This window comes from Dyella sp. AtDHG13, assembly GCF_003201105.1.
In the GTDB taxonomy this organism is placed as follows: Bacteria; Pseudomonadota; Gammaproteobacteria; order Xanthomonadales; family Rhodanobacteraceae; genus Dyella; species Dyella jiangningensis_B.
Window position 1 is genome coordinate 281,073 of record NZ_QICJ01000003.1, and the last position, 18,052, is coordinate 299,124.

The 18,052-nt window shown below is 66.3% G+C and carries 24 protein-coding genes and 1 riboswitch; of the genes, 3 read left to right on the top strand and 21 right to left on the bottom strand.

The features are described 5' to 3' along the window. Positions 1–18: 18 nt before the first annotated feature. The gene (locus BDW41_RS07305) at positions 19–258 is read right to left on the bottom strand and encodes a TIGR03758 family integrating conjugative element protein (RefSeq protein ID WP_074546018.1); all 240 of its coding nucleotides are present in this window, start codon (positions 256–258) and stop codon (positions 19–21) included. Next, entirely contained in the window at positions 255–674 is a 420-nt protein-coding gene (locus tag BDW41_RS07310) for an RAQPRD family integrative conjugative element protein (RefSeq protein ID WP_083337457.1), read from the bottom strand. Before BDW41_RS07310 ends, BDW41_RS07305 begins: the two co-directional genes overlap by 4 nt. Between BDW41_RS07310 and BDW41_RS23855 the strand changes: the two genes are divergently transcribed. Further along, positions 673–801, top strand: coding sequence for a hypothetical protein (locus tag BDW41_RS23855; RefSeq protein ID WP_255412963.1), 129 nt, complete (start codon positions 673–675; stop codon positions 799–801). The genes BDW41_RS07310 and BDW41_RS23855 overlap by 2 nt on opposite strands. Here BDW41_RS23855 and BDW41_RS07315 read toward each other — a convergent pair. Genes BDW41_RS07315 through BDW41_RS07345 form a run of 7 tightly spaced genes read right to left on the bottom strand, consistent with a single transcriptional unit; the run spans position 798 to position 6,899 of the window. Continuing rightward, the gene (locus tag BDW41_RS07315) at positions 798–1,547 is read right to left on the bottom strand and encodes a TIGR03747 family integrating conjugative element membrane protein (RefSeq protein WP_074546016.1); all 750 of its coding nucleotides are present in this window, start codon (positions 1,545–1,547) and stop codon (positions 798–800) included. The genes BDW41_RS23855 and BDW41_RS07315 overlap by 4 nt on opposite strands. Continuing rightward, a complete protein-coding gene (gene traD / locus BDW41_RS07320) occupies positions 1,544–3,703 on the bottom strand; it encodes a type IV conjugative transfer system coupling protein TraD (RefSeq protein ID WP_074546014.1) in 2,160 nt (719 codons plus the stop codon). Before traD ends, BDW41_RS07315 begins: the two co-directional genes overlap by 4 nt. Positions 3,704–3,728: 25 nt before the next feature. Next, a complete protein-coding gene (locus tag BDW41_RS07325) occupies positions 3,729–4,289 on the bottom strand; it encodes an integrating conjugative element protein (protein ID WP_074546012.1) in 561 nt (186 codons plus the stop codon). Next, positions 4,286–4,891, bottom strand: coding sequence for a transglycosylase SLT domain-containing protein (locus BDW41_RS07330; RefSeq protein ID WP_074546010.1), 606 nt, complete (start codon positions 4,889–4,891; stop codon positions 4,286–4,288). The genes BDW41_RS07325 and BDW41_RS07330 overlap by 4 nt, the downstream gene beginning before the upstream one ends. Positions 4,892–4,896: 5 nt before the next feature. Next, positions 4,897–5,628 carry a TIGR03759 family integrating conjugative element protein gene (locus tag BDW41_RS07335; RefSeq protein WP_074546009.1) on the bottom strand — a complete coding sequence of 244 codons (732 nt, stop codon included), beginning with the start codon at positions 5,626–5,628 and terminating at the stop codon, positions 4,897–4,899. Positions 5,629–5,637: 9 nt separating this feature from the next. Next, positions 5,638–6,285: a hypothetical protein gene (locus BDW41_RS07340; protein ID WP_074546007.1), complete on the bottom strand. Its 648-nt coding sequence runs from the start codon at positions 6,283–6,285 to the stop codon at positions 5,638–5,640. Further along, on the bottom strand, positions 6,282–6,899 hold the full coding sequence (locus tag BDW41_RS07345) for a PilL N-terminal domain-containing protein (protein ID WP_074546005.1): 618 nt from the start codon (positions 6,897–6,899) through the stop codon (positions 6,282–6,284). Before BDW41_RS07345 ends, BDW41_RS07340 begins: the two co-directional genes overlap by 4 nt. 146 nt (positions 6,900–7,045) lie before the next feature. After that, a riboswitch (Fluoride riboswitch) is annotated at positions 7,046–7,113 on the top strand. Positions 7,114–7,168: 55 nt separating this feature from the next. Here BDW41_RS07345 and BDW41_RS07350 point away from each other — a divergent pair. Continuing rightward, entirely contained in the window at positions 7,169–7,444 is a 276-nt protein-coding gene (locus BDW41_RS07350; RefSeq protein WP_074546004.1) for a hypothetical protein, read from the top strand. 60 nt (positions 7,445–7,504) lie between these two features. Here the strand turns inward: BDW41_RS07350 and BDW41_RS07355 are convergent, their stop codons facing one another. The 4 genes from BDW41_RS07355 to BDW41_RS07370 all read right to left on the bottom strand — a co-directional run bounded on the left by BDW41_RS07355 (position 7,505) and on the right by BDW41_RS07370 (position 12,125). Beyond that, positions 7,505–9,787, bottom strand: coding sequence for a DEAD/DEAH box helicase family protein (locus BDW41_RS07355; RefSeq protein WP_074546001.1), 2,283 nt, complete (start codon positions 9,785–9,787; stop codon positions 7,505–7,507). A gap of 95 nt (positions 9,788–9,882) precedes the next feature. Continuing rightward, positions 9,883–10,188, bottom strand: coding sequence for a hypothetical protein (locus tag BDW41_RS07360; protein ID WP_074545999.1), 306 nt, complete (start codon positions 10,186–10,188; stop codon positions 9,883–9,885). A 102-nt stretch (positions 10,189–10,290) separates the two neighbouring features. After that, complete coding sequence (locus tag BDW41_RS07365; protein WP_255412964.1) at positions 10,291–11,424, bottom strand: DUF6094 domain-containing protein; 1,134 nt, start codon at positions 11,422–11,424, stop codon at positions 10,291–10,293. A gap of 44 nt (positions 11,425–11,468) precedes the next feature. Further along, entirely contained in the window at positions 11,469–12,125 is a 657-nt protein-coding gene (locus tag BDW41_RS07370) for a hypothetical protein (protein WP_074545994.1), read from the bottom strand. Between BDW41_RS07370 and BDW41_RS22985 the strand changes: the two genes are divergently transcribed. Continuing rightward, positions 12,124–12,315 (top strand): hypothetical protein, encoded by a 192-nt coding sequence (locus BDW41_RS22985; protein WP_146217322.1) that lies wholly within the window; start codon positions 12,124–12,126, stop codon positions 12,313–12,315. The two genes, BDW41_RS07370 and BDW41_RS22985, sit on opposite strands and share 2 nt — an antisense overlap. Before the next feature lie 296 nt (positions 12,316–12,611). Here the strand turns inward: BDW41_RS22985 and BDW41_RS07375 are convergent, their stop codons facing one another. The 8 genes from BDW41_RS07375 to BDW41_RS07410 form a co-directional block, all read right to left on the bottom strand. Then, positions 12,612–13,439: a DUF932 domain-containing protein gene (locus BDW41_RS07375; RefSeq protein WP_074545992.1), complete on the bottom strand. Its 828-nt coding sequence runs from the start codon at positions 13,437–13,439 to the stop codon at positions 12,612–12,614. 146 nt (positions 13,440–13,585) lie between these two features. Further along, on the bottom strand, positions 13,586–13,846 hold the full coding sequence (locus tag BDW41_RS07380; RefSeq protein ID WP_074545989.1) for a hypothetical protein: 261 nt from the start codon (positions 13,844–13,846) through the stop codon (positions 13,586–13,588). 7 nt (positions 13,847–13,853) lie between these two features. After that, entirely contained in the window at positions 13,854–14,249 is a 396-nt protein-coding gene (locus tag BDW41_RS07385) for a hypothetical protein (RefSeq protein WP_074545987.1), read from the bottom strand. 101 nt (positions 14,250–14,350) lie between these two features. Further along, on the bottom strand, positions 14,351–14,962 hold the full coding sequence (locus tag BDW41_RS07390; protein WP_074545983.1) for a DUF3275 family protein: 612 nt from the start codon (positions 14,960–14,962) through the stop codon (positions 14,351–14,353). 54 nt (positions 14,963–15,016) lie between these two features. After that, entirely contained in the window at positions 15,017–15,589 is a 573-nt protein-coding gene (locus BDW41_RS07395) for an STY4534 family ICE replication protein (RefSeq protein ID WP_074545980.1), read from the bottom strand. Positions 15,590–16,011: 422 nt separating this feature from the next. Further along, complete coding sequence (locus tag BDW41_RS07400) at positions 16,012–16,725, bottom strand: ABC transporter substrate-binding protein (RefSeq protein ID WP_074545977.1); 714 nt, start codon at positions 16,723–16,725, stop codon at positions 16,012–16,014. A 193-nt stretch (positions 16,726–16,918) separates the two neighbouring features. Beyond that, complete coding sequence (locus tag BDW41_RS07405) at positions 16,919–17,311, bottom strand: hypothetical protein (protein ID WP_074545972.1); 393 nt, start codon at positions 17,309–17,311, stop codon at positions 16,919–16,921. Between the two features lie 25 nt (positions 17,312–17,336). Then, positions 17,337–17,585 carry a hypothetical protein gene (locus tag BDW41_RS07410; RefSeq protein WP_074545969.1) on the bottom strand — a complete coding sequence of 83 codons (249 nt, stop codon included), beginning with the start codon at positions 17,583–17,585 and terminating at the stop codon, positions 17,337–17,339. Between the last annotated feature and the right edge of the window lie 467 nt (positions 17,586–18,052).

Sequence of the window (18,052 nt, forward strand, 5' to 3'; positions counted from 1 at the left end):
GAATACCTTTCGTGGTGGTCAGGACAGGAGGAAGAAGCCCAGCACCAGGTACATCGCGACGAAGCGCACGATGACGCCGAGAAACTGGCGTTGGGAAAGACGCCGATCGGCCCAGCCGACGTAGGCGGTACGCATCGCCCACACGCCCCACAGCAGGAGGACGGCGAAGACGAAGCCCAGGGCGACGGTGGAGACGGTCGAAGGCGTGAAGCCGCCGTTAGCCTGGAAGGCCGCGACCTGATCGGCGGATGGCGTCATGGCGCCTCCTTGCCGTCCGTGTCGCGGCTGCGCGTGTAGTCGCTGGCCAGCGGCACAGGGTCGCGGGGCTGGGCGCGTTGCGGCACGAGGTAGTCCTGCACGCCGGCACGCACGCGCTGCACGTCCTCGCGCAGGCGGGCGTAGTCGAAGTGGTAGCGGGTGCGCTCTTGCGGCGCCGTTGCGGCGGCGTGCGCGGCGAGGCGATCGAGCAGATCAAGTTGTCGAGCCAGCCCGGCAAGTGCCTCGCGCTCGGTGCTGCCATCTCCCGTGCTCGGTGTGATCGCCGCGCTCGACACGACGGCCGTGTTCGCAGTCGTGGGTGCGTCCGCCGCAAAGGCTTGCACCGTCCCGAGGCAGACGCACAGCAGCACGGCGCCGGGACGCAGGATGCGCATGAGACTGCGGGAAGTGTTCATGAAGCCGTTCTCCGGGGATGCGGATGGCTTCATGCTCGGATCGCGGCCCTTCCAGCGCCGCAATCAATCGGCATCGGGCGGCGACCGCTTTACGGCGCTGGGCGCCAATTCGGCAACAGCGCGCTAGAGGTACTTCTTGAACGTGGCCGACGCGACGTCCACCGCAACACCGAGCAGCGCGGCGCTGGGCAGCAGGATCAGCAGCGGATGCACGCTGACCGGCAGCGCCAGGTACGTGACCCAGGGCAGCACGGCCAGCGGCATCAGCGTGGCCCGCGCGCGGTGGTAGAGGAACCCGGATTCGCGCCCGGCGCCGAAGCGGCGCACGTCGCGGCGCACCAGGCCATCGACGAAGCCAACAAAGGCGGTCATCAGGAACAGCGGCAGCGTCAAGGTCAGCACCAGCAGCCGCACGAGGAACACGAGCACCGTGTAGGCGGACGCGATCAGGTAGCTCTCGACGTGGACGTAGACCTGGCCGAGGTAGTAGCGAAAGTCGTGGGCCGTGTTGCCGGCGCCCGCGCGCGACTGCGCGGCCGCGTCGCGTATCCAGTCGAGCAGGCCGCTCTTGACGAACATCCAGTCGTAGGCGTGCTCGATGAGCCAGCGTGCGCTGCGCCCCGGCTCCTGCACGAGCGCGCTGCGCGCGAAGTGCTCCGACACGTGGGCGAGCTCGTCGTGGAGCATGGCCTGCGCGTGATGCCAGCCCTGCTCGGGCCAGAAGAAGTGCATGCCGATGCACTCGATGACGATGCACAGCAGCAGCGAGCCGCACAGCACGCCGAAGAAGCGGAACGGCAGCGTGACCAGACCGGCGATCAGCCCCTGCTGGCGAACCTGCTGGCGCTGCGCGGCAACGGCGGGGTCGTTCATGCCTCGGCCTCCGCAGTCTCGGCGGCCATGCGCTTGAAGTCATCCACCAGGTCGGCCGGCAGCGCGCTGTCCTGCAGCCCGGGCAGGCCCTGGTTCTCCCACCAGTCGCCGGCCTCGACGTAGTGCTGACGCATGTAGCCGGCCAACTCCTGCAGATCCTTGGGCATGACCTCGTCGGGATCGGCCGCCGGCAACGGCATGCGCACCTTCCAGAGGGTGCCGCCTTCGAGAAGCGCAAAGCACTGGCCCTTCGGCAGCGCGACGACGTGGGCCGGCTCGATCAGCGGCACGCTGGTCGACGTAATGCGGTCCTGCGTGTTCGACGTGAACGCCGTGGGGCCGGTCGGGTCGGAACTGTCAGTGGCACCGCTCATCAGCGAGGTGGCGTAGACCTCGACCTTGGGCAGTTGCCGCGTGAGCAGTTCGGCGGTGGCGGTCTCGCGCACGCGCAGCATGAACAGGTTGTTGAAGTTCCCGATGACTTGACCCGCCTTCGCGCGATTGCCGATGCGCGCCTCGATGTCGGAGAGCGTCTGCGTATAGGCCGTGACCTGGACACCCGCACCCCCGCCCTTGTTGATCATGGGGATGAACTCGTCGCCCATGAGCTCGTTGAATTCGTCCGCGTGGACATTGATCGGCACCTTGGTGCCTGCCGCCGCGCCCGGCAGGCCGTCGTCAATGCCGAACTTGTAGATGTGCCCCGCGACCGAGACGAGATCGCTGAACATCGAGTTGCCGACCGCGGCGGCGACTTCTGCATCCGACAGCGCATCGAGGCCAACGTAGACCACCGCGCGTTTGCGGATGATCTGCATCCAGTCGAAGATCGGGCGTGGATCGTTCAGGTCCGCATAGTCCGGGGCGAGCAGCTGCGCGATCTTGCCCGTCGTGAGCTTTTCCAGCAGCGGCAGCAGCGACGCAACGATCTTGTCGAAGTAGGTGCGGTCGTAGCGCACGGCGCTGCGCAGGCCATCGAGCACCGGGTCGTAGACGCGCACCTGGGAGAGGTACTGCTCCAGCGCCACCACGCGCTTCTCGCGCCCGATCATGTTGCGCGGTGTGTTCTTGTCGTTCAGCTTGGCCTCGAGTTGCACGATCACGTCCCAGGCCTTGGGATCGTTCTTGGCGAAGAAGTGCTGCGCATACTCGATGAACAGCGCGTCGATGTTGATGACGTGGCGCTGGATCAGCAGGTAGTCGGGGCGCTGTCCCAGCTCCACCAGCGCGCGGGCTATGATGTTCACGAAGCGCCAGGCGAATTCGCGGAACGCGGCGCTGTTGCCTTCGCCGGAGAGCTGGCCGGCGATGCGGGTGGCGACTTCGCTGATGCGGCCGAAGCGACCCACGGCGTTGTAACGGGCCGAGATGTCCGGCCAGCCCAGGTGGAAGACGTAGAACTCGCCTTCGCGCCCGGCGCGCTTGGCCTCCACGTACATGCGCTTCAAGAGGTCGGCGTCGCCCTTCGGGTCGAAGACGATGACCACCTCGTGCTGGCCGCCCACCTTGCGGCGGATGTCCTGCGTGATCAACAACTCGGCCAGCCGCGTCTTGCCCACGCGCGTGGTGCCCAGCACGAGAGAGTGGCCGACCCGCTCGCCCAGGGGCAAGGTGACGTCCACCTCGTTTGGTTCGATACCGTGCAGCCGCGGCAGGCCACCGAGCGGCGGCAGCGGCCGCACCGGGTTGAGCGGGCTGTCCCAGGCGAGCGCCTTTGCCATCCGCGACAGCGGGTACGGCGCGAACTCCAGCCGCTCCTCCAAGCGCCGTGCTGTCCGGTAGCTCAACGTCGGCTCGACGTAGCGGCGGAACTCGGGCCGGTAGGTTTGCATCAGCCGATGTGTGTGGCGTTGGTCCCAGCGGAAGCCCCGCCCGACGAACAGCCGCTGCTGGCTGACCGGCACGTCGCGGCTGGTCATCACGTAGCGCGGCAAGCGCCGGATGTTGCGTCGGTAGCGCAGGATCACCCAGGCATCCCACCATCGGATGGCGCCGAAGGCGAGGAACGCGAGCGCGCTACCCGAGCCGAGCAGCGGACTCAGCGCGATCGACCACGGGGCCACCAGGCACAAAAGCGCGGCGCCGGCGCAGACCGCCACGGTGTATAGCTCCACCGCGGGCCGCAGCAAGACCTCGACCGAATGGGGCTGGGCCATGGCGGACGCTGCACCGGACGACCCGTCACGGCTCGATGCCGGTGGCGGTGATCAGTACCGGGTAGTGCTGCAGACCCAGGCGCTGCGCCAGGTCATCGCCCGACACCGGCGAGAGCATCAGGCCGGGCGCGAGCCGGCGTAACGCTGCCAGCGCTTCAGGGGTTGAGACGTTGACCACCATTCCTACGGCGTGCAGGTCCGTCAGCACGGCCTGACGTTGGCGCAGCCAGGCCCGCGAACGGTCGTCGTCGCCAACCAGGAACAGCGGCTTCAGGCCCGGTGCGCGGATGACGCGGCGCCGCTCGTCACCCGGCGTCAGCCGCGCCGAACGCACCGGTAGCATGGCCGCTTCGGTGTCGGTAGGGTCGTTCACGCGGGGCGCCGGCACGCCTGCAGCCGGTGGCGTCGGTCCCGCGTCCTGTGGGTTGAGGGCCTGGTAGTACGGCAGGGCCGAGACGCCGCCGCGGTCTTCTACGACGATCAGCGGCGCGGACGTTGGGGCGTTGGTCTGGGCCAGCGCGGCGGTCGCGGGCAACAGCGCCAGGGTGGTGGCGAACAGAGGGAAGGCGAACAGGGTGCGCTTCATGGCTTGCTCCGGGACGAGATACGCGAGGTGTTCAGCGCCGTGCCCAATGCCGTGCGCGGCCCCAGCACGCGGGTGAGGTGCTGGCGGACGCTGTGGCGATAGCGGGCGGCAGGCTCGCCACCCGCTGGTCGGTGGTAGCGGCCGATGGCAACCATCCAGTCCTCGCCCGCTTCGTGCTGCTCGCGCAGGATGTCGGCGGCGACGGCGAGGTTGCGATACGGGTCGAGCAGGTCGCAGGGCTGCGCGTAGCGCTGCGCATGAAAGCCGAGGTTCACTTGCCCGAGGCCGGCGTCGATGCGGCTGGCGGACGTGCGTGCCAAGGCCCTGCGAATGCCCGCGCAGGCCTCGGCCTTCGTCGCGTAGCGTTGGGCCTGGCCGGCGACGTTGAGCGTCCACGGCCAGGGAATCAGGCGTCCATGCAGGCGTGCGCCACTTTCCTGCAGCGCCACGGCGTACAGCACCGGCGGCGGGATACCCGCCTGCGCAGCAGCCAGTTGGTAGGCTGGGGGAGGAATTTCCTGCGCCGTGGCATTCGAGACGAGGAAGAAGCAAAGGGACGCGGCGACGCACGCGGCGTTCGCCAGCCGTGCCGCAGGGCTCATTGCGTTTACTGGCGTTGCCATTGGCCATTCACTTCGCGCACAACGGCCGGTAGCTCGCCGGGCACGCCCAACGACAGCCATCGCCCGGCATCGTGGTTGATCGTGATGGTGCGTGCGCGCACGCGAGCCGGATCGACGCCGGCCTGCGTCGCCCATTGACGGATGCGCGTGTCATCCTGACGGCTGCCGACCATGTAGAGATCGAAGGAGGTGCCTGCGGCCTGCAGCTGGCGCACGCGCTGATCGCAGGTCGGGCAGTCGGCCTTGACGAATACGGCCAACCGTCCAGAACCCTTGTTCCCCGCGCTGGGTGCCTGGGCGCCAGGCAGATTCACACGCTGCTGACCGGGAAATAGGCGTTGCCACGCCGCGTCGTATGCGCGTTGGTAGGCCAGCTCCTTGCTCACGCGCCGCGACTCGGCCTGCACCTGCAGTTCGGCATAGCGGTTGCGTTCCTCGTCGCTGCGGGCCTCGATGCCGAGCGCGGTCAATGGATCAAGGCTCGGGGAGTAGATGCCAAGCGGTCCCTGCATCACCTGCCGATAGCGAGTCCATTCCTCCGGCCGCAAACCCCAATCGCGCGCCAGGCGCTCGTCGAGCCCTGCGTCGGTAGCGTTCTGCATCTGGCTCGGCGTCATGCGCGGTGTCGCCACGGGTACGGACTGCGCGAATCCGTCCCCAGCCGCGACGATGAAGGCCACAGCAATGCCAATCGCCTGCGCAAGACCTCGGTTCATGGAAGGCCCCTACGGCAGCGCGATTCGCGCAATTTGGCCGTCGACCCGGAAGACGGCAGTTCGACCCTCGATCGTCTGCAACTGCCAGGCACCCAGCGACTCGCCTTCCCGCAACAGCCGTAGATCGGCCAATGCCGGCATGCCGGGCAATGCGATCGACACGAAGCGCTCGCCGCCGCGCAGTTCCAGGCCGATCACGCTGAACGGCGGTTCGAGCACCTTGGCCTTGACGGGTTCGACCGGCTTGCGCACTGCCGCCGCGATCGGGGGAGTCTTCTTCAGCCTCGCTTCGAGGCTGTCAACGCGCGCCTGTAGTGCTTGTACGTCTTCGCGGTGGGAGTCGCTTTCCTGCGCTTGTTCCAGATGAGCCAACCGCTCCTCAAGCGTGTGGCGGGAAGCCTCGAAGTCCGCCTGGGTCATAGGCTTGGGCTGGCGACTGGACGCCTGGGCTTGTCGTTCAAGATCGCCAACACGGGCTGCGAGCGCTTGCGCCTGCGCGTCGTGCTCGTGCGCCTGGCTTTGTTCGGTGAGGCGCGACAAGCCCACACTGTTGACGACAGCGATGACGCTGACGAACGCCAGCCAGACGGCCACTGCGATCTTCAGCCAGGGCGGCCGTGGAGCACCATCGGCTGGTGAATGCTGCGGCAGGCTCATGGCTGTCCCTCCTCGGTGGTGGCTTGGCCGGTGTGGCCTGAGTCAGCCGGGATACTCGCTGCACGCCGTGCTGCGTCGGGGGTGTTGGTATCGGTCGCCGCATCGCGCGTAAAACACACTCGGCGTGCGCCGTCATCGACCGACAGGTCCCATGCAGGCCCAGCAAGCGTCAGCAGAGCGTCACGCAGCATCAGCGGCCCCAACCGCAGATGTGCCGCGGGAAGCGGTAGCGCGTACAAGGCCGCGGCATCCTCGGTGTCGCACAGTCGATATCCCGAGCGCCGCAGCACATGACCCATTGCGTCGCCCACGGTGGCATCGAGGCCCGGGGGAATCACCACCTCTACGACCTGCCGCAGCAGGTCGCGCTGGGCGGGCTCCGGTACCAACTCGATCAGCGTGTACCGACCGTAGCGAACCGTTGGAATCTGCTCCGCAAGCGCGGCAGGACGAGTGGCGGGTTCCGCGACGGAAACCGTAGCGCCGGGAGCGGCTGCTGGCGGTTGGGCCGCATCGCGCGACTGCACCGTGGCTGCGCAGCCGGCGATCAACGCAGCGCTGATCAGCACAGCGGGCGCGGCCAGGTGGCGGAATGGAATGGCGGACAGTCGCATTGGGTCGGCTCCCCGAGAGATGGAGCCATCACCTTCGCCGCTGCGGTCGCGGCCAGCAGCAAACAAAGGGAATTGAGCGCTACCGGATTGCGCCCCGGTGCCACCCATGTGCAGCCCGGCCGGGGATTGGGCCAGTCATGCTAGAGTTCAGGCAAGGAGATGGCATTCCTCCTCAAACCGCTTCCTCCCGGAAGCTGATGATGCCTACGCAACCCCAAGGCTGGGGACGTAGGCGCTCGCCCGACCAGCCTCTTTGAAGAGGACTGGTAATGCGAGAACCGACCGCGCCCAAGGGCGACGCACCGAGCATCGAACGGCGCGCTCTCAATCGGAGCATCTTCTACCTGACGATTGCCAATGTGGGGCAATTGCTCCTTTGGTGGCTACTGGCGCAGGACTACGCGCAGCAGAAGGCCGAGTCAGTTTCATCTCCTGGATTTAGCCTGCAGCTCATAGCAGCTGGCGTCGTGTCGCTTCTCATTTGGGTTGGACTGATCGTCACCGCGTTCCGCAGGATGGCACTCTGGAAACGGCATGGCCAATAGGCCACCCGATCCAGTGCTGACGCGAAAAAAACGGCCCCGAAGGGCCGCTGAGTTCTGCGCTCAATGCACCAGCTGACGGGCCAAGGCGATTTCCACGGAGTCTCCATCCTGATTCAGGACGTCGAGCCCCGATTCCGGTACGTCGCCCGAGGTGCTTTGCGACACCATGATCTTCCTGGCCATCAGTCCCAGGCAGGTCATCTGCGAGGAGTTGGCGTAGCCCAGATAGATCACGCGAACCGGCTGCTTCTGCCCGATGCGCCACGAGCGTCGCGCGGCCTGCTGCAGGGAATACACGTTGTAGCCCGACTGGAGAAACACGATGGTCGGGAACTCCAACAGGTCGAGCCCCGTCTTGACCAGTTCCGGGTTGGTGACCAGCACGTCGATGCCGCGATCCAGCTGCTCGGCGATCCAGTCCTCACGGCGGGAGGCATCCACGCTTGCGCGCAGCACCGCCACCTTGAAGCCTTCCTGCTCCAGCAGCACTTTCAAACGCGACGTGGTGTCGCGCGTGCCGGTGTAGACCGAATAGACCAGGGTCTTGCGACCCGCTGCCTTCTCCTGCCGGCAGATCTCGATCAGCTCGCGCTCCTTGGGCATCACCTCCAGCTCGTTGCACTGAGCGGGAACGAACGTCAAGATGGCACGCGTGCGGGGATGCGTCACCGTCTCCGACCGGAAGCAGCAGTCCGGCCAGGCCAGCAGCACGTTAAGGACCACACCGAGCAGCGTCGTGTCGCGCTTGGCGAGCGCCTGCTTCAGCTCCGAGGTCAGCCGTCCCGACAAGTCGCGGTAGGCCGCGGCTTGCGCCGTGTCCATCGCCACCTCGCGGAACTCCTCGTCATACGCCGGCAGCACGTTGCCGCCGATGTCCTTGAGCTTGAGGAAGACCGTGAACGGCAGGACGCAACGCAGCACGCCCTTCGGGCCGAAGCCCGGCGCCTTGACCGTGCGCACCGAGACCTTGGTGCCCTTGGCCGTCTTGTGCGCCGTGCCGGTGCTCTCGGAATAGATGTCCTTGAGCACCCCGTGGTCGCGCATGAACGCCATGGCCGCCGAGGTCATGCTGCCGCTCTTGGTGGGTCGATAGCCGTCTTCGATCATCCGCCCAGGCAGGGCTCGGAACAGCAGGTGGAACAGGTCGTCGCCGTAACCACCCATGAGGGTGCCCGTGAGCAGCAAGGTCTTGCGCGACTTCGCTGCGAGCACGCCCATGGCCTGTCCTTGCGCGCTACCGCCGTTCTTATATTCATGCGCCTCGTCGGCGATAAGCAGGTCGAACGTGCCTTGCGGCAGGTAGCGTTTGATGAACTCGGACGGCTGGTATCCGCCCTCGCCGAAACCGAACTCCATATTCGCCATCGCCCGCTCCATCCGGGTCGCCTGGCGGTCGGAAAAGACCAGCTCGCCGTTGCCGTCCATGAGGTTGATGAACTCATGCACGTTGTCCCCGAGCATCGAGGCCAGGAAGCCATCACCGAAACGCTTCATCAGCTTCTGCGCGGTGACCTCGCCGATGGTGGGGATGCGCTTCAGGGCCTTGAGTACGGCCGAGGACTGGTCACTGGCGGACAGGCCTCGCGGTCGGATCAACGTCCACAGCGGCGCGGCGCAATGGCTGCACTTGCGGCGGAACTCCTCGGCTTGGAGCTCGACCGGGTTGATCGGCTCGCCGTCGAGGTCGGTGATGACCTGGCCGCAGTCCGGGCACGCCGCCACGTCGCCGTGCAGCGTGCGCCGCTGATTAAACACCGGCATCCAGTGAAAGCCCATGCGCATGCGCACGCGCCCGAGGACGAAGAACTCCTGGCTCGGAGAGGGAACACCCAACTGCTCGCGCAGCTTGATCAACTTGACCAGCGTGTCCGGGCCATTGAGCACCCAGACCTTGGCGCCAGCCACCGTCTCCTGGATCTCCCGCCGCCACTTGTAGACCAGGTGGGGAGGCGACAGCACCAGGGTGCGGCGGTAGCCTTCGGCGTGCAGCACGGCGGCGGTGGCAATGCCGACCGTCGTCTTGCCGCAGCCCATTTCGCCGTTGACGATCGCGGCGCGCTCGCCGCGGTCGGCCAGCAACTCGGTCACAGCGTGGACGACTTCGGCCTGCGCCTGGAACAGCTTGCGCTTGAGGCTCGCCAGTACGACCTGGCGGTGCGGTCGGGCCTGGCCGGTGTAGACCGGCGGGTTCGCGCGGTTGAGGGAGTCGAGCAGTTCGTCGCCGAACTCGGACACGAAGTCCTGAAGGCTGAGCGTGAGAGAAGAATCCGCCGCTTCCAGCAGGTCGCCCTGGACGGGTTCGCTGCCTGCGGCGTCGGTGGTGGGGACAGTATCGAGGGACATGGTAATGCTCCAAAGAAATGGGGCATGCACCTCCCCCTGCGGGGCGATGACATGCCCCGGGTGGGAAGAACGGCGCGAGGCCGCGTGAATGAAGATCAGTATTCGCTGGGCAACAGCAGCGTGGTCACGCTGCGATCCCATTCGGTGATGATCCACAGCTTCAGGTCAGGCGCGACCTGGTAGGACGAGAACAACCGATCCTCGCCAGAGCGCAACGCAGCGTCGTTCTGACGCCGGTCGCTCTCGTCGAGATCGCCCCAATCGCCCCCGAGGTGGCGGCGCAGGTAGGGGACCGGGTTGAGCCGGCCTTGTCGCGCCAGCGCATCGACGCCGATGGTCATGACGACCTGCCCGGGGGCAAAGCGCGTCTGCGAGACAGGGGTAAGAACAGCGAGTGCCATGGTGTGCTCCTTCGAGAAATGAAAGAGGCCACGGCACCCCAGCGGGGTGACATGGCCCCGGTGGGTGAATGAAAGCGACGGCAAGCCGTCAGGGAACAACGATCAGCGGATGGTCAACACCTCGCCTCGTGTCGCGGAGCCCGGTGTCATGTCCCAGGCGCGGATCACCGGCACGAACTTGTCGGTCAGGATGCGGGTCTCGGCCACGGAGCCGTCGTCGCGTTCGGTGAACTCCGTCTGCAACGTCTTCTCCTTGTGGGTGTCGCCCTTGACGACGAGCAGGCGCCCGGTCTTCGACTTCACCACACCCGAGATCGCGCCCGCGGCCAAGGCCAGGGCGAGATGCCAGTGCGACAAGGCACGCGCCGGTGGCCGCAGCAACTGCTGTGCGGCGCCCAGGTGCGCATCGACCATCGGCCAGAGCCCTTGCAGCCGGCCGACTTCATCGGCGAACTGCTCGGGCTCCATCGTCACGCGATAGAAGTGCTCGGGCTCGGCCGGGCCTGAAGGCACGGTGTACGGCAGGAACGGCCATTCGGTTGGCAGTTCCTCGGCTTCGGCGTCGCCTTGCCCGACCTGCAGCAGCAGACCGCGCACGGCTTTGACCGACTCCGATGCCTGGTCGCGCTGGCGAACCCGGCGGCCGAAGATCACGACCTGCCGAAACTGCTTGTCCACCGCCTGGTAGATGCGCAGTTCGGCGAAGTGCCGCGTGAGCCATCCGACCAGCTCCGCATCGAGCACGTAGCTCGGCAGGATGAACACCAGCACGCCGCCGTATTGCAGCAGCGGCAGCGTCCGTTGGTAGAACAGCTTTTCCAGCCTGGCGCGGCCCTGGCCCTGGTAGCCGATGTTGCCATCGGCGTTCTTGGCGAGATCGCCATACGGCGGGTTGAGCCACAGCAGGCCGAAGGACTGGCGCGTGATGAGCGTGTCCATCAGGTCCGCGTGCAGGCAGTGATCGACCAGGCCACGGGCATGGCGTGCCCGCTCCGCGTCGAACTCCACGGCGAACGCCTTGACCTGCTCACGCCCGAGGGCATGCGCAGCTTCGGCGATCGCCACGCCTTCGCCGGCGCAGGGGTCGAGGATGCACATCGGCCCGTTGTCAGCGGCCGCCAGTGCGGCGAGTGCTCTTTCGAGCGTGGGCTCGTCGGTCGGGAAGTACCCGTTCTTGACGAAGTTGCGGGCAAGCCGCGGGAACATGAGTGCCATGGATTTCTCCTGGTTGGGAATGAAGGAAGATGGACATGCGCGCGTGCATGTCCGGTGTGACGACTTCAGGCCACCGCTTCGAGCAGGTGCGGGCGGTGGGTCCGGTTCGCGGCCTCGCCGGTGGTGAGCACGTCCTGGCGGATCAAGCCGCCCAGCGCCTGGGTCAGCGCCGGCACGTCGATGGCGAGTCGGTGACCTTCCAGCGGCCCGAGGGCGAACGGAAGGCGGCTCAGCATCGAGCGGCTGTGCAGCAGCTCCAGCACGAGGTCGCGCCAGTGATCGAGCAGCGGCAGCGGGCAGGTGTCCTGCACCAGCGTCCACAGCCGATCGAGCCGGTGAGCGGCATCGCGTGGCAGCAAGGCCAGCGCGCTCGCGTTGGCCTTGTCGGGCCTGACGCAGCGTCGGTCGAACAGCCACAGGTTGGTCAGCGATCCGAACAAGGTGCGCCGGTAGGCGCGGGTGCTGCGCTTCTCCAGGTTCTCGACGTTGCCGACGAAGACCGGGATGACGCCGCCCTGCGCGTTGACGATGTGGAACTGGTCCAGCCCCTGTTCGTCGCGCCCGAGGGTCAGGCGCGCCAGGAACTGCTGGACGGCGGTGTCGCGCGCCCAGATGGAGAGGAAGACGAGATTGCCGTTCTCGTCACCGACGCAGCCGTCGGCCATGAGGTCGGGGCATTCGTCGATGCGGTACAGCGGTTTGGGAACATTGGGTACGGGCATGGTGATGTCCTCGATGAAGAAGGAGGCAGCACCGCCTGCATGGGCAGTGATTGCCCCATGGGGTGGAAAGGAACGTGGTGAACGTCTCGGCGAGAAGAACAACCAGTGCGTCACGACGCACCGTAGCCTTGAAGGTCTGGGCTACCTGGGCATGTTGTCGGCATCGCCGACGGACATGGGCGCAGCCTGATTGATGGGCGACCACGCAGCGAGCGCAAAACGGCAGTGCGCCGTCTCCCTATTCGCAGGCAACCCGCGTCCTGAAATAGAAAAGCCGCCCCGGAGCGAACCGAGGCGGCGAAATGGACTGCTTGGCTTCAGGGAGGAAAAAGCCAGGTTGGTGCAGCCAGAGTGAGATTGTCCGGGACCCCGTTGCTTGCCGCGCTAGGGAAGCCACTACTGACAGTCCCGCGCGCCGGTGGCATTCGGCGCCCAAGAAAAAGCGGACCATGCTCTTGCGAGCAGGTCCGCTGGAGTTCAGGCCGTTCAAGCCTTCAGTTGCCGCAGGCCGTCAGCCAGCAGCCAAAGCGCCCGGTTGAGCCGCACGTTCTGGTCGATGCCTTGGACGGGCCGCGTGCTTTGCTGGCGCCCGTTCGCGGCACGGCCGCTCAGGCCACCCTTGACCAGGTTCTCCTGAACCCGATTGAAGACCGACCACAAATCCGGTCGGTTGTCGTCGAAGCGACGCGGCCGCAGGATCTGGTTCTCCGTGATCGGCAGCGCTTTGCCCGAGTCGTCGTACTTGAGCGTCAGCGCCGAGCGGGCGAAGATTTCAGCCTCGCCTTCATCGAGCGTGATGGCGCGCATGCTGTCGCGAGAATCCTGCACTTGGCCGAAGCCGTGCAGCACCTCGAAGGCGCCTTCGATGACGTGATCGGTCACGTTGCCCTTGTGCGGCACGCGCACGTCGGCCACCGTGTCGCCACAGACCAAGCCGTTCTGGCAGACGAATCTGAACATCCCCGCAAGCATCTGGTACGAACTGCTGCCGTCGTGCGAGTTGAGCAGGATGATCTCGTTGGCCTCCGCGCCATTGATCTGGCTGGCATGCCGAAGGCGCAGCATGTGCTTGGTGAACTCACGCCGGTCTTCATGGCGCACTCGGGTCTGGCACACCATGAACGGTTGGAACCCTTCCTTGCGAAGCTCGGTGAGCACCGCGGCGGTCGGTATGTAGCTGTAGCGCTGGGAGCGGCTTTCGTGCGGGTTCTCCGCGAAGATGGACGGGGCGACGGTGCGAATCTGGTCATCCGACAGCGGATGATTGGAACGCAGCACCGGCGAACGAGGGGTGAAGCGGGATGCGAGTTGCATGACGATCTCCTTGGAGGAAAGAGCAATGGGCATCGACGGGCGGGCCGCCGATGCGCACAATTGCGGGGACGAAAAAAATGGCCCTGGGATACAGGGCCGGACGGGCGGCTAACGAAGAGGAATGCAGGCCTGGGTAGGCCTGTGGTTCAGTCCGGCTCGAACTGCCGGCTGTGTGGGTTGAAGCGCAGCGCCTGCGCACCCGTGCGGACCGGCGTGAAGCCTTCCAGGTAGATGCGGCCCAGGTACAGGTCGCGATAGGTCAGTGCCTGCCGCGCCTGCACCTCCGTGAGGCCGCTGGCGACGAAGTGCTCCAGCAGCTCGTCGTCGGAGGACACGTCGTTGTTCGACAACTGGTCTTCGACGAAGGCAAGCAGAGAGACCGAGAGCGATGACAGGATGGTGTCCATATGAACCTCACCCTGCCGTCGGTTTCTCGGCGCCACCCATTGCACCGAGCCCTGCGTGGTAGCTGTGCACCCTTGCGCGCCAGGTGGCGCATTGCTCCGGCGCCGTCGCGAGAAAGCGCAGCGGGCACGAGTAGTAGTAGGGATGCTCGGCTTCGACGAGGGACTTGTAGCCCCACTCGTTGCCCGAGGCCTCCAGCAGGTCGCAGTAGATGATGCAGACCGACTCGCCGGCCGCGAGGCCTCTCAAGCCTGGCTGCTTGGCGGTGATGCGCACCACGCTCCACAGCACGTCGTCGATCAGCGCGTGGTCGATGACTTCGCGGCGCCCGTGATCGGTGTCCTCGGTTGCGGTCAGCTCGCGGATCAGTTGATCGCGCGAGGTGCGGACATAGGTCCAGCCCATGGGATTTCTCCTGTGACAAGGGCCGGAGTTCCGCCCCGCCGGGGGAAGAACCCCGGCGGGTGGTGGAATGCCGCTTGCGCGGCGGTGGATCAGGCGACTGGTCAGGCGGTAGCGAGGTGCCAGTCCTGGGACAGCGGAGCGAACTCGTAGCCCAGCTCGCCGAGGCGGTCGCGCTGCTGACGCAGGACGCGGCGATCCACGGTGGCATCGAGCTTGACGGTCTCGCCCAGCGGCCAGAGCGTGCCGAACAGCGCTGCGTCGTCCGCATCGGCAGATGCCGCGGGTGACGTGGCGGCCGGTTCGCTGCCGAACGGCGTGGTATCGACGAGGGGATCGCGCGACTTGCGGGCCTTGCCTCGGGCGGGTGCCTTCGGCGCGGCGGGCGCAGGGGCCGGCGTTTCCTCATCGAGCGGATCGACTTCCTGCGGACTCAGCCGGCGGGCGTCGTCGCGGCTCAGGGCGTCGATGTTGGACAGCGTCATCCCGCCCAGGTGGGCGCGGATTTCGATGACCATGCGACCGTTGGCGTTGTACGTGGACGGACGGATTTCCGCGATGATGAAATCGCCCTCGTACTTGCCTTCGGTGTACTGGTCCAGCTCGGCGTTCTTCACGACGAACTCGCCGATCGAGGTCGCCAGGCGGCCGACATTGAAGTCGCCGTTCCTGCCGTGGATGGTCTTGATGGCCAATTGGCCGGGGATGGTGATCATGAAGGTCTCCCGCTGACGAAAGAGACAAGGCCCCGTGGGGTGGGGCCTTGCGGATCAGAACGACTCGGCAACGGCCAATGCGGGGGCATCGGCAGCGGCTTCGTCGGCAGCTTCGGCAGCGGGCTGGGTGGCCTGCGGTGCAGCGGCTTGGCGAGCAGCGGGCGCTTCGGTCGTCGCGGGGAGATCCGGGGTGCGCGCTTCACCATCCTGGCGATCGTCGGTTTCGGTCGTCTTGGGCTCGGCCTTGTAGACGAGCTTGCCATCGACCTTGATCCAGCTGATGAACAGCAGGCGGGCCTTGAAGCTCACCCCCTGTTCGCCGGCACGCTTGCCCTTGGAATAGGTGAAGGTGTCGGCCCACAGGTCGCCGAGGCGAAAGCCGATCATCACCTTCTTCTCGGCATCGACGGCCTCGATGCAACGGCGCACCAGGTGCTGCGCTTCGGAGCCCGAGACGCGCGTGTCGAAACGGACGTAGGACACGTCGTCGCTGGGACCGTTGAGCGCCGCGATGTCGCAGGCCAGGAAGGCGTCGCCTTTCTTGGGCTTCACTTCGCGGATGCGATTGAGATACCCGAGGCCCGTGATGTGCAGGTCGAAGTAGGACTTGTCGGTGGAACTGGTCATGGTGAATCTCCTGAGAAAAGAAGCGGAGACACACCCGACCCAGGCGGGGAAGGTGTGGAACCCCCGCGTGGGTTGAAGGAACAGCTTGGTGGCATCACCATCGGTCGGAACCGATGGACGTTCGCGCAAGGATGCCGGTGCGAACTGGTCGATCAACGCGGTCGAAAACCGCGCCCTAGCCTTGAAGATCGAGGCTAGCTGGGCATGCTGCTGACGGGTGTCAGCGGAACATGGGGTAAGCGTGGCGTCGGCATCGCGCGAGCGCGAGCGGCAATGGGCATCGGCGCCTTCCCGCATTGGCGGGGCGTCTGTTGTGCTTGCGGCCGTGCAGGCGGTTCCGGTTCTCCCACCGCTGCTTCGGCAGCGCGCGGCGACTGCGATTCACCAAATGAAAGAGCCCCCCGAACGGGGCTCAGGAAGGGTCATTCATCGAACACGGGCAGTCCGTCGAGCACCGGCGCATCGGCGTCGAACACCAGCATGCGCACGTCGGCGAGCGCCGCCAGGCGCAGCACCTCGACCAGGCAATCGGGCATGCCCTTGCGGCGGTGTTCCCGATCCAGCCGCTTGGCGGTCGTGCCTTCGACCTTTCGCAGGTTCGCATCCGTCCAGGGCGTGGCGATCAGCTTCACGCCGATCGCCTGGCTGTATGGAATGCGGAAGGCGATGAACATGAACGTCGTCGGCGTCGCGATGTCCGCCAGCTCGGCGAGGAAATGCCAGGCGGCTTCGGTGATGTGGCCGCTGCTGATCTCCCAGCACCGGCTGTAGTGCCCGGTGTCGAAGCGCAGACGCCGAACCACTTCGCGCGCAGCCTCGTCCGAATAGGTATCGGCCACGTGCAGCGGCTTGCTGTTTTCTTCGGCCATGACGGCGTAGACCACGGTGCGTGCGATGCCGTGGCTTCGGCATTGCGCGTCCAGCTCCGGCGGCACGTCCTGGCCCTCGGTGATGAGGGCGAAGTCGTCGCAGAAGATGCACGGATAGCGCACGACCTGGCTGTCCGGCAAATGCGACTGCGAGGCGTGCAGCGGCTGGTAGGTCAGTGGGCAGTCGTCGTCATAAGAGATGGCGATCAGCCGCTCGACCGACAGGCCGTCATAGCCACGGACGAAAGGATTGTTGGAGTGGGACATGGGATTTCTCCGGCAGAGGATGGCCGAGGCAATCCCCTGCCGGGAATTGAACCCCAGCGAGTGGATGAAATGGGAGCCAGGCGGCTGGCGCCCAGGAAGGACAGGTCTGAAAGAAAACGAGGGACATGGCGCCTTGCAGCGCGCATGTCCCTCACGGGGTGGAAAAGCAGTTCGGTGGCAGGCCGGGGTCGGCTCACCAGCCGTTGTAGTTCAGCGTCAGATCCGCGATGACCTGGCGCCGTTCCAGATCGAGGCCGCCCAGGTCGGACAGGCCCTCGAAGCCGCAACGCTTGAGCATCGCGCCTCCCTCGCGGGAGTTGTAGAAGCTCACCATCGCGGACAGGAACATCCGCTGGCCGCTGCTCAGCACGCCGAGGGCGTCGTTGAGCAGCAGCAGGTTGGGCCGCAGATCCCACTTGGACTTGGCGCGCTGCAAGCCTTCGCGGGTGCCGTCGCCGAACCATTCGGCACCGGCGATCTCCGCACCGCGCTTCCAGGCCTCGAAGAAAGCTTGGGGCGCACGGCTGAAATGCGCGTCTTCACGCGCGAGCTGGTCGTACAGCTCCTGACGCAATGGCAGGTTCATGAGTAAGCTCCTGGGGGAAGGGAAATCAGGGGTGGCTGCGCTGCGTCCAGGCGTCAGTGGCCAGGGCGCGCTGCGCGGCTTCGGGGCTCGGGAAATACTCGACGGACTCCCGTGAAACCGGGCCTTCGTCGTCGTGCGTGCCGATGTAGTGGCCGGCCGCGCTGCGCAGGACTTGCAGCGGCAGGCGCTTGCCCGTGTAGGCCAGCGCCAGTGCGCCGCTGCGCACCGATGCCGCGGAAGATGCGGCGGAAGATGCGGCGGAAGGTTCAGACATGACGTGCTCCTTGAAGGATCGAGGAGCGCGCATCCCCAGGGGATCGGCTTCCCCTCGGGTGGTTGAGAAAATGCACCGTCGCCGAAAACGACGAGCGTCCGCGGTGGTCGGTGCGAGGCGGACGGGTTTGGTCAGCGCGGCGAGCCGCGCTGCAGCCTTGAAGACCGAAGCTGCCAGGGCATGGTGCTGACGACCGTCAGCAGCGCAGGGCACGAGGATGGACTCGCGGCATCGCGCCGTCGCCCGGGAAATGGAACCGCCCGACGTCCGCTTTGGAGACGGGCACGACCAAGGCGCCGATGACCCGAAGGCCATCGGCGGAAGAGTAAGAAAACCACCTGTGGGCTGCTGCAGGCCAGGCCGTCGTCAAAGCCATTCGCTGCGTCAGCATTCGCACCCGGCCCGTTTCGTGGCTGGGGCCGGAAACCTCTGGCACACATCCGCGCACAAAGGGAGCCCGTTGTTCC

Coding starts and splice junctions, on each gene's coding strand:
- BDW41_RS07305 (WP_074546018.1), bottom strand. CDS start 258: ATGACGCCATCCGCCGATCAGGTCGCGGCCTTCCAGGCTAACGGCGGC.
- BDW41_RS23855 (WP_255412963.1), top strand. CDS start 673: ATGAAGCCGTTCTCCGGGGATGCGGATGGCTTCATGCTCGGATCGCGG.
- BDW41_RS07310 (WP_083337457.1), bottom strand. CDS start 674: ATGAACACTTCCCGCAGTCTCATGCGCATCCTGCGTCCCGGCGCCGTG.
- BDW41_RS07315 (WP_074546016.1), bottom strand. CDS start 1,547: ATGAACGACCCCGCCGTTGCCGCGCAGCGCCAGCAGGTTCGCCAGCAG.
- traD (WP_074546014.1), bottom strand. CDS start 3,703: ATGGCCCAGCCCCATTCGGTCGAGGTCTTGCTGCGGCCCGCGGTGGAG.
- BDW41_RS07325 (WP_074546012.1), bottom strand. CDS start 4,289: ATGAAGCGCACCCTGTTCGCCTTCCCTCTGTTCGCCACCACCCTGGCG.
- BDW41_RS07330 (WP_074546010.1), bottom strand. CDS start 4,891: ATGAGCCCTGCGGCACGGCTGGCGAACGCCGCGTGCGTCGCCGCGTCC.
- BDW41_RS07335 (WP_074546009.1), bottom strand. CDS start 5,628: ATGAACCGAGGTCTTGCGCAGGCGATTGGCATTGCTGTGGCCTTCATC.
- BDW41_RS07340 (WP_074546007.1), bottom strand. CDS start 6,285: ATGAGCCTGCCGCAGCATTCACCAGCCGATGGTGCTCCACGGCCGCCC.
- BDW41_RS07345 (WP_074546005.1), bottom strand. CDS start 6,899: ATGCGACTGTCCGCCATTCCATTCCGCCACCTGGCCGCGCCCGCTGTG.
- BDW41_RS07350 (WP_074546004.1), top strand. CDS start 7,169: ATGCGAGAACCGACCGCGCCCAAGGGCGACGCACCGAGCATCGAACGG.
- BDW41_RS07355 (WP_074546001.1), bottom strand. CDS start 9,787: ATGTCCCTCGATACTGTCCCCACCACCGACGCCGCAGGCAGCGAACCC.
- BDW41_RS07360 (WP_074545999.1), bottom strand. CDS start 10,188: ATGGCACTCGCTGTTCTTACCCCTGTCTCGCAGACGCGCTTTGCCCCC.
- BDW41_RS22985 (WP_146217322.1), top strand. CDS start 12,124: ATGGTGATGTCCTCGATGAAGAAGGAGGCAGCACCGCCTGCATGGGCA.
- BDW41_RS07370 (WP_074545994.1), bottom strand. CDS start 12,125: ATGCCCGTACCCAATGTTCCCAAACCGCTGTACCGCATCGACGAATGC.
- BDW41_RS07375 (WP_074545992.1), bottom strand. CDS start 13,439: ATGCAACTCGCATCCCGCTTCACCCCTCGTTCGCCGGTGCTGCGTTCC.
- BDW41_RS07380 (WP_074545989.1), bottom strand. CDS start 13,846: ATGGACACCATCCTGTCATCGCTCTCGGTCTCTCTGCTTGCCTTCGTC.
- BDW41_RS07385 (WP_074545987.1), bottom strand. CDS start 14,249: ATGGGCTGGACCTATGTCCGCACCTCGCGCGATCAACTGATCCGCGAG.
- BDW41_RS07390 (WP_074545983.1), bottom strand. CDS start 14,962: ATGATCACCATCCCCGGCCAATTGGCCATCAAGACCATCCACGGCAGG.
- BDW41_RS07395 (WP_074545980.1), bottom strand. CDS start 15,589: ATGACCAGTTCCACCGACAAGTCCTACTTCGACCTGCACATCACGGGC.
- BDW41_RS07400 (WP_074545977.1), bottom strand. CDS start 16,725: ATGTCCCACTCCAACAATCCTTTCGTCCGTGGCTATGACGGCCTGTCG.
- BDW41_RS07405 (WP_074545972.1), bottom strand. CDS start 17,311: ATGAACCTGCCATTGCGTCAGGAGCTGTACGACCAGCTCGCGCGTGAA.
- BDW41_RS07410 (WP_074545969.1), bottom strand. CDS start 17,585: ATGTCTGAACCTTCCGCCGCATCTTCCGCCGCATCTTCCGCGGCATCG.